This window comes from Micromonospora sp. MP36 (assembly GCF_008119785.1).
GTDB lineage: Bacteria > Actinomycetota > Actinomycetes > Mycobacteriales > Micromonosporaceae > Micromonospora.
Genome location: NZ_VSFA01000092.1, coordinates 21,324 through 28,628 on the forward strand (window position 1 = coordinate 21,324; position 7,305 = coordinate 28,628).

3 protein-coding genes and 1 pseudogene are annotated in these 7,305 nt (G+C 70.1%); all 4 read left to right on the forward strand.

Features of this window, described 5'->3' with window-relative positions:
- Positions 1–265: 265 nt before the first annotated feature.
- The 4 genes and pseudogenes from FXF52_RS33150 (at position 266) to FXF52_RS33165 (ending at position 6,797) form a co-directional block, all read left to right on the forward strand.
- Positions 266–883, forward strand: a complete 618-nt coding sequence (locus FXF52_RS33150) for a dihydrofolate reductase family protein (RefSeq protein ID WP_148803061.1) — start codon at positions 266–268, stop codon at positions 881–883.
- A gap of 4 nt (positions 884–887) precedes the next feature.
- Positions 888–1,730, forward strand: coding sequence for an alpha/beta fold hydrolase (locus FXF52_RS33155; protein WP_148803063.1), 843 nt, complete (start codon positions 888–890; stop codon positions 1,728–1,730).
- 348 nt (positions 1,731–2,078) lie between these two features.
- Positions 2,079–3,011 (forward strand): annotated as a pseudogene (locus FXF52_RS33160) (ATP-dependent DNA ligase); the annotation flags it as partial.
- Positions 3,012–3,359: 348 nt separating this feature from the next.
- Positions 3,360–6,797, forward strand: coding sequence for a phosphocholine-specific phospholipase C (locus FXF52_RS33165; RefSeq protein ID WP_148803064.1), 3,438 nt, complete (start codon positions 3,360–3,362; stop codon positions 6,795–6,797).
- The last annotated feature ends 508 nt before the right edge of the window (positions 6,798–7,305 follow it).

Consider the following 7,305-nt stretch of genomic DNA (forward strand, 5'->3'; position numbering starts at 1 on the left):
CAGACCGAGAGGTGATCACGGTGGTCAAACACGGGCGTGTACAGTACGGTGCGGATGTCGGCAGCCGTAGCCATGCCAGGGCTGGTGGGGCCGATCCGGACAAGGTCCGGGGCGCGGTGACTGCATATGCGCCTCTGAGATACTCGGGGCGATCTTCCCTCTACGTCCGACGTGCCGCCTCGCGCGTCGTGCTATCGAGTTCGCATCCGCCACACGCTTCACCCGTGAGCGATGAGTTTGGGCGGCGGATCGGGTCTGCCCTGGCATGACTCGAATCATCGCTGACATCTCGGTCTCTCTCGACGGCTTCGTCACCGGGCCCGACCCCAGCCCCGACCACGGTCTGGGAACCGGCGGCGAGGCCCTGCACACGTGGGCGTTTTCCGACGACCCCGACGACCGCCGGGTCCTGCGCGAGGGGACCGTCCGCTCGGGCGCCGTCGTCCTCGGCCGCCACCTCTTCGACGTGGTCGACGGGCCGAAAGGCTGGGACGACACGTCCGGCTACGGCGCCGGCGAGGTCGGCAAGCCCGCGTTCGTCGTCGTGACGAACTCGCCGCCAGAGTCGGTGCGGACAACCAACCTCGACTGGACGTTCGTCACCACCGGCCTGCCCGACGCCGTCACCGCCGCGCGCGAGCGAGCCGAGGCGGCGTCGTCGGACAGCGGCAAGGACCTCGACGTCATCCTCATGGGCGGCGGCGCCACGATCGGCTCGGCGCTCGACGCCGGGCTGGTCGACGCGCTGACGCTGCACCTCGCGCCCATCGTGCTGGGCGCCGGGACACCACTGTTCACCGGCGGAGCTCCACGCACGCTGGTACAGCGAAGCGTGATCTCAACATCGACCGCGACGCACCTGACCTACGACGTCTCCCGGTGATCCGATGACCACTGTCAACGCCAACGAGATCACCTTGGGCATTGAGTCGTTCGGTGACGACGACGCGCCACTCGTCCTGCTCGCGGGCGGGACGACGATGCTCTCCTGGCCCGACGCGCTGTGCGAGCGCCTCGCCGCTGGCGGGCGCCGTGTGGTGCGCTACGACCTGCGCGACAGCGGGGAGTCGACAACGACGGATCCAGAGGCGCCCGCCTACACCCTGCGCGACCTCGCCGCCGACGCGGCGGCCCTTGCTGACGCGCTCGGCGGAGGGCCTGCGCACCTCGCGGGGATCGGCGTCGGCGGGATGGTCGCCCAGGTAGCCGTGCTCGACCATCCGGGCGCGTTCTCGGCGCTCACCCTGGTCGGCACCCGCGCGGTTGCCCCTGGCCCGCCCGACGACGACCTCCCCGACCATGACCAGGCGACGATGAGCCGGCTGTTCGCGCGTCCGATGCCCGATTGGACCAACCGCGAGGCGGTTGCAGAGTTCGCCGCCGCCGGCGCGGAGATCCTCGGCGACGACCCCATCGCCGCGCGCGCAATCGCTGCGCGCATCTGGGACCGCACGCCCGGCACCGCACCACCGGTCCAGATGGCCAACCAGATGGGCATGGTGTTTTCCAGACTCGACTGCACACCACGCTGGCGTGAGCACCTGGCCGAGATCGAGGTCCCCACGCTCGTCGTCCACGGCCGCCGCGACCGGTTCTTCCCCGTCGGCAACGGCGAGGCGATCGCGCGCGAGATCCCCGGGGCGCGGCTGCTCGTCCTCAAGGAGGCTGCCACTGCGATCCCCGATGCGGTGGTCGGCGAGGTCACCGAGGCGATGCTCACGCTCGGATAAAGAAGCGGCGGGGTGCCGCGCGGGTCTGGCCTCCACGCAGCAGTGGCCGAGCGGGCTGGGTAGCAGCAGCGAGAAACCGGCGCGTGTGCGCTGTGCATTCGTTGTGCCTGATCTGCGCCCGGGACGCGCTCTCGCTGCCTGACGATGTCGGGGGAGGGGCGGGATATGAGCGGCGGTCGCGGTCTGGGCGGACGGGGCTGGAGGGAGTGAGCCCGGCCTGGCGGTGGGAGACCTCGCCGGGGTGGGCCAGTGCTGGGCCGGCCTGTCGCCCCGATGCTGGCCGCGCCGGTCGACTCCGTACCTGAGGGTAAAGACCTGGCCTATGAACCGAAGTGAGATGGGTGGCGGGCCCTTGCCTTCCGGGGAGCATCCGACGTCTACCTGCAGTCCCGCGCCGGCAGAAATCTGACGCCATACTTCCCGGACATCACCCGGGCGGTGCGGGCCTTCGTCCCGTCGGGTGCAGTGCTCGACGGAGAACTGGTGGTCTGGGAGCGAGGACGGACGAACTTCGCCCTGCTACAACGGCGGGTCACCGCCGGCCGACAGCTGCTGCGCGAGGCCCGTGAACACCCGGCCTACTACGTCACCTTCGACCTCCTCATCGATGCTGGCGGAGAGCCGGTACTCGACCTCCCACTGGTCGAGCGTCGTGCCCGGCTGGTGCGGCTGCTCGCCGGCGCCCCGCCGCAGCTGGCCGTCACCCCGCAGAGCGCCGACGTCGCCGAGGTCAACGAATGGCTGACTTCGTGGACCGCGGCCGGCGTCGAAGGCGTTGTGACCAAGCGGCTGGACAGCCGGTATGAGCCCGGCCGGCGAGGAAGGGCGAAGTTCCGGACCCGTGCCACCACCGAGGCGATCATCGGCGGCGTCACCGGCAGCATCCGCAATCCCGACACGGCACTCCTCGGCCGATTCGACCGGCGCGGTCGGCTCCGGTACACCGGCCGCACCCACCCGCTGGCCATGCCGCAGCGCCAGGAGCTGGCTTCGCTGCTGTCCCCGCCACGCCCGACCGACCGCCCTGTTGTCATCCACCCCTGGCCCGATCCGTTACCGGCCGCATGGTTCGGCCAGTTCGAGCGGCCCGAGCCGCTGCGTTACGTCCAAATCGAGCCAACCGTGGTGGCCGAGATTCAGGTGGACACCTCCTACGAGCACCACCGGTGGAGACACAGGGTGCGGTACGCGCGGCCCAGGCCGGCCCTGTCGGTGTACGACGTGCCGCTGATCCTTGACGAAGGCGAGGACCCCTTCTCCGACTACGCGCGAATCGCCTGATTGGCCTCGGCCCCACTCCAGAGACAGGAAGGGCGCCGCAACTATGCCGCTTATGCAGCAGGAACAGTCCGGCCGAGGATCCCCGGCCGGGTGGTCCCCTCCGCCGGAGGGCCGGGGGCGCGCGTCAACCCGGGGCGGACATGGGCTGTTGCCTTGTTATGCCAGCTCCGCCGTAGAAGCGATGGCTGGGCCTGGCTCGGCGGGCGGGCCGCCATCCTGTGATCAGACGGGTGCGACGGAGAACTCGGCCATACAGCCGGGGGAACGTTTCATGCTGATGCTTGAATAGTCAACGAATATTCGCCTCAGGGTTATGTTCTGTTGCCGGAGCGACCTAGCCTCCGCACCATGTCTGACATCTCTCGCCGTAGGCTCCTGGGTGCCATCGCCGGTGGCACCGCGCTCTCTTTTCTGCCCCCGTCACTGCTGAAGGCGATGGCCGCGCCGCTGCCTCCCGGTGGTATGGATGCGATTGAACACGTCATCATCCTGATGCAGGAGAACCGTTCCTTCGACAACTACTACGGCACCCTCAAGGGCGTGCGCGGCTTCGGCGACCGTACGCCGCTGCGTCTGCCCACCGGGGCCACCGCCTTCGAGCAGCCGCGGTCCGGCGGTGGCAAGGTCCTGCCGTTCTCGGCCCGGCAGGCGGCGGTCGACGCCGGCCGCCCCGCCAGCGACATTCAGTACCTCGGCGCGCTCCCGCACGGCTTCTCCGACGCCAACCAGGCCCGGGCGAACGGCTGGTGGAACGACTGGGTCGCGGCCAAGGGCCAGAGCACCATGGCCTTCTACGACCGGCGCGACATCCCCCTCCAGTACGAACTGGCCGACCGTTTCACCATCTGCGACGCCTACTTCTGCTCGGTCTACGGCTCGACCAACCCCAACCGCAACTACCTGTGGACCGGCAAGACCGGCTACGAGCCGGACGGCGTCAACCGGGCCGTCACCAACGCCGCCTACTCCTACACCCACGCGGGCTACGACTGGACGACATACCCCGAGCGCCTGGAGGCCGCCGGCGTCTCCTGGCAGATCTACCAGGAGTGGGACAACTTCACCGACAACGCGGTGGAGTACTTCCGGCCCTGGAAGGAGATCGGCCGGAAGATCCTCTCCAAGGTCAGCGGCCGGTACTCCACCACAGAGCAGTTCTACGACGGCCTGTGGGACAAGACCGCGGACCAGCGGAAGGCCGCGCTGGCCCAGTTCCAGCAGGGTGTCGACTCGCTGACCGAGGCGGAACGCCAGCTGTTCATGCGGGGCGCTTACCGCTCCGAACCGAACACCCTCGTCCACCGGATCAGATCCGACATCAACAACGGCACGCTGCCCAAGGTGAGCTGGCTGGTTCCGACGGCAGCGCTGTCCGAGCACCCCAGCACCTCCACCCCGGTCGGCAGCGCCAACCTCATCTACGACCTCCTCGACGCCATCGCGAGCGACCCGAAGACCTGGTCGAAGACGGCTCTGTTCATCAACTTCGACGAGAACGACGGCTACTTCGACCACGTGCCCGCCCCGGTCGAACCCCGACCGGACTCCGGCAACAGCGACGACTGGTTCAACGGCCTCCCGATCGGCCCCGGCCCACGGGTGCCGATGACAGTTGTCTCACCGTGGACAGTGGGCGGTTTCGTCTGCTCGGAGACGTTCGACCACACCTCGGTCATCCGGTTCCTGGAGAAGTGGACCGGTGTTCAGGAGCCCAACATCAGCGCATGGCGCCGCAGCGTGTTCGGCGACCTGACCTCCGCCTTCGACTTCAACCGCGGATACGCGCAGCCCAAACTGGAGCAGCCCGACCCGGTGCCGTCGGCGGTCGGCCGCTGGAACCCCGTACCGCCGAAGAACCAGTCACTCCCACAGCAGGAGGCCGGCACCCGCCCGACGCGCACCTCTCCTTACCGGCTGTCCCTGCGGGCCGACGTCACCGGCTCCGGCGTCCGCCTCCGGCTCGACAACACGGGTACCACCGCCGCAACGTTCACCGCCTACCCCGGTGACGGCACCGCCCCGCGCACGTGGACTGTCTCCGCCGGCGGGACCGCCGACAACACCATCGAGTACGGCGCCGACGGCTACGACCTGCAGGTCACTGGCCCCGGCTGGTCCGTCTGGGAGCTGCGCGGCACCGGTGTGGGCGCCGAGGCGTACCTGATCGAGCAGGCCGTCCCCGGCCAGGTGAAGGTCCAGTGCGCCAACCCCTCCACCACCACCCGCACACTCCTCGTCGGCGAGTCGGTCTACCCGCGCAACCCCGGCGACCACGTCCAGACCGTCACCCTCGCGCCCGGCGAGACCCAGACCGTACCGATCCGCCTGCCCAACCACGGCTGGTACGACGTCGTGGTCGTCGACCAGCGGGACCCGGCGTTCCTGCGCCGGATGACCGGCCGCCTGGCCGACGGCAGGCCCGGCGTCACCGACCCGGCGACCGGTACCGCCCCGGCGCTGGCCGCGACGATCACCCTGCCGCAGACGCTGCCCTCCCTCGACACCCCGTTCGTGCAGGGCAACCCGACCGATGTCGTCGTCACCGTGCGGAACCAGACCGACGCCAAGCTCGACCAACTCTCGGTCGCCCTGCTCGCCCCCTCCGGCTGGACGGTCGAGAGGGCCGCCGCAGCGCCGACCGTGGTCGCCGCCGGCGACTCGGCCGATGTGCGCTTCACCGTCACGCCCGCCCCGAACGCCACCACAGGCACCCTCGTGGTCGCCGCCCACGGCGACGGCAACGGCCTGCTGAGGCTCGCCGACGCACGCGTCCGCTCCCGCGTCGCCCCCGCGATGAGCATCTCGCTGACCGCTCCGGCGAGCTCGCCCCGCACCGACGGCACCGTGATCTCACCCGGCAAACCGGTCACCGTGACCGCCACCGTCACCAATGCCGGCAGCACCCCGCTCACCAGCCTGGCCGCCACGCTGGCCCTCCTGACGGGCTGGACTGCCACCCCCAGAGGCAACGCGCCGACGACCGTTCCCGCTCGCTCCGCCGCCCGCCTGGAATGGGACGTCGTCGCGCCCGCCTCGGCGGCACGCACCTCCGGCAGCCTCAAGGCGACCGCCACGGCGAACCTGAATGGCAGCGCCCAGCAGGCCACCGCGTCCCTGTCCGCCAAGACCGGACCCGTCATGACCGGCTACCTGCTCGCGGAGGACTTCGAGTCCGTCGCAACCGCGCTCGCCCCGGCGGCCGACCTCAGCCGGCCCGGCCTGCTCGGCTGGACCCGGACCACCCCCGAGGGCTGGACCATCACCAACGCGCCGGCCATGCCGCAGGGCACCCGGGAGCTGCAGGGCTGGACCTTCCTGTCCAAGCAGTTCTGGTTCCCCGCCGGGCAAAACCGCCCCAACTTCAGCCGGTCCCTCGGCGTCGTCGCGGTCGCCGACCCCGACGACTGGGACGACACCGGCAGCCCGTCCAGCCGGGGCCGGTTCGACTCGACCCTGACCACCCCGACAGTGGCCATCCCGTCAGGCACCTCCACCCTCCACCTGGGCTTCGACTCCCACTACCGGCAGGAAAGCCCCCAGGAGGCCGAGGTCACCGTCCAGTTCGACACGGACGACAAGGTCCAGCTGCTGCACTACAGCAGCGCCACCTCCGGGAACACCAACCAGGGCCAAGACCAGGAGAACCGGCTCGTCCGGCTCTCCTGCCCCGTCCCGGCCGGGGCCACGTCGGCGAAGGTCAACTTCCGGATCTTCAATGCTGGCAACAACTGGTACTGGGCCATCGACAACGTCCGCCTGGACACCAGCCCGATCGCCGACGACTGACCCGCCCGCGGCCTGACCGCCTCCGACCCGGGATGCACAGACGTCCCGCGCGGAACGGCCGTGATGCGCCAGGAGGCGGGCCGCCCTGCCGGCCGGCCCGCCTCCTGGCGTGAGCGCTGCTGCCTACCTCAGGTCGAGCTGCTGCCGCAACGGGACGGACTCCTTCGAACCCTGCCAGCCCGCCGTGCGATCCGAACGCGGGGACGCCCTGCCCGACGATGGAAGGTTGATTCCGGAGTGGGTCAGGTCCACGCGGCGCGATGCCCGCGTCGTATCCCCACCACGGCCTCGTCGCGGCGCGCGGGCGTCAATCCGCGCTAACTCGTTAGTCGTAGAGCTCAGGCCGCCACAGAGTCGCTTCTCTGCGATCTACCTCCGGGAAACGTAGTCTTCATCACCGTGCGTCACCACCGGTGATGAACGCCGCCGGCCAGGAGCGGCAGATCCGGGTGGCCGCAGCGGACGCGACCTGCGGCATGGGCGGGCGCTCTCGGAAGTGCTGCGAGTC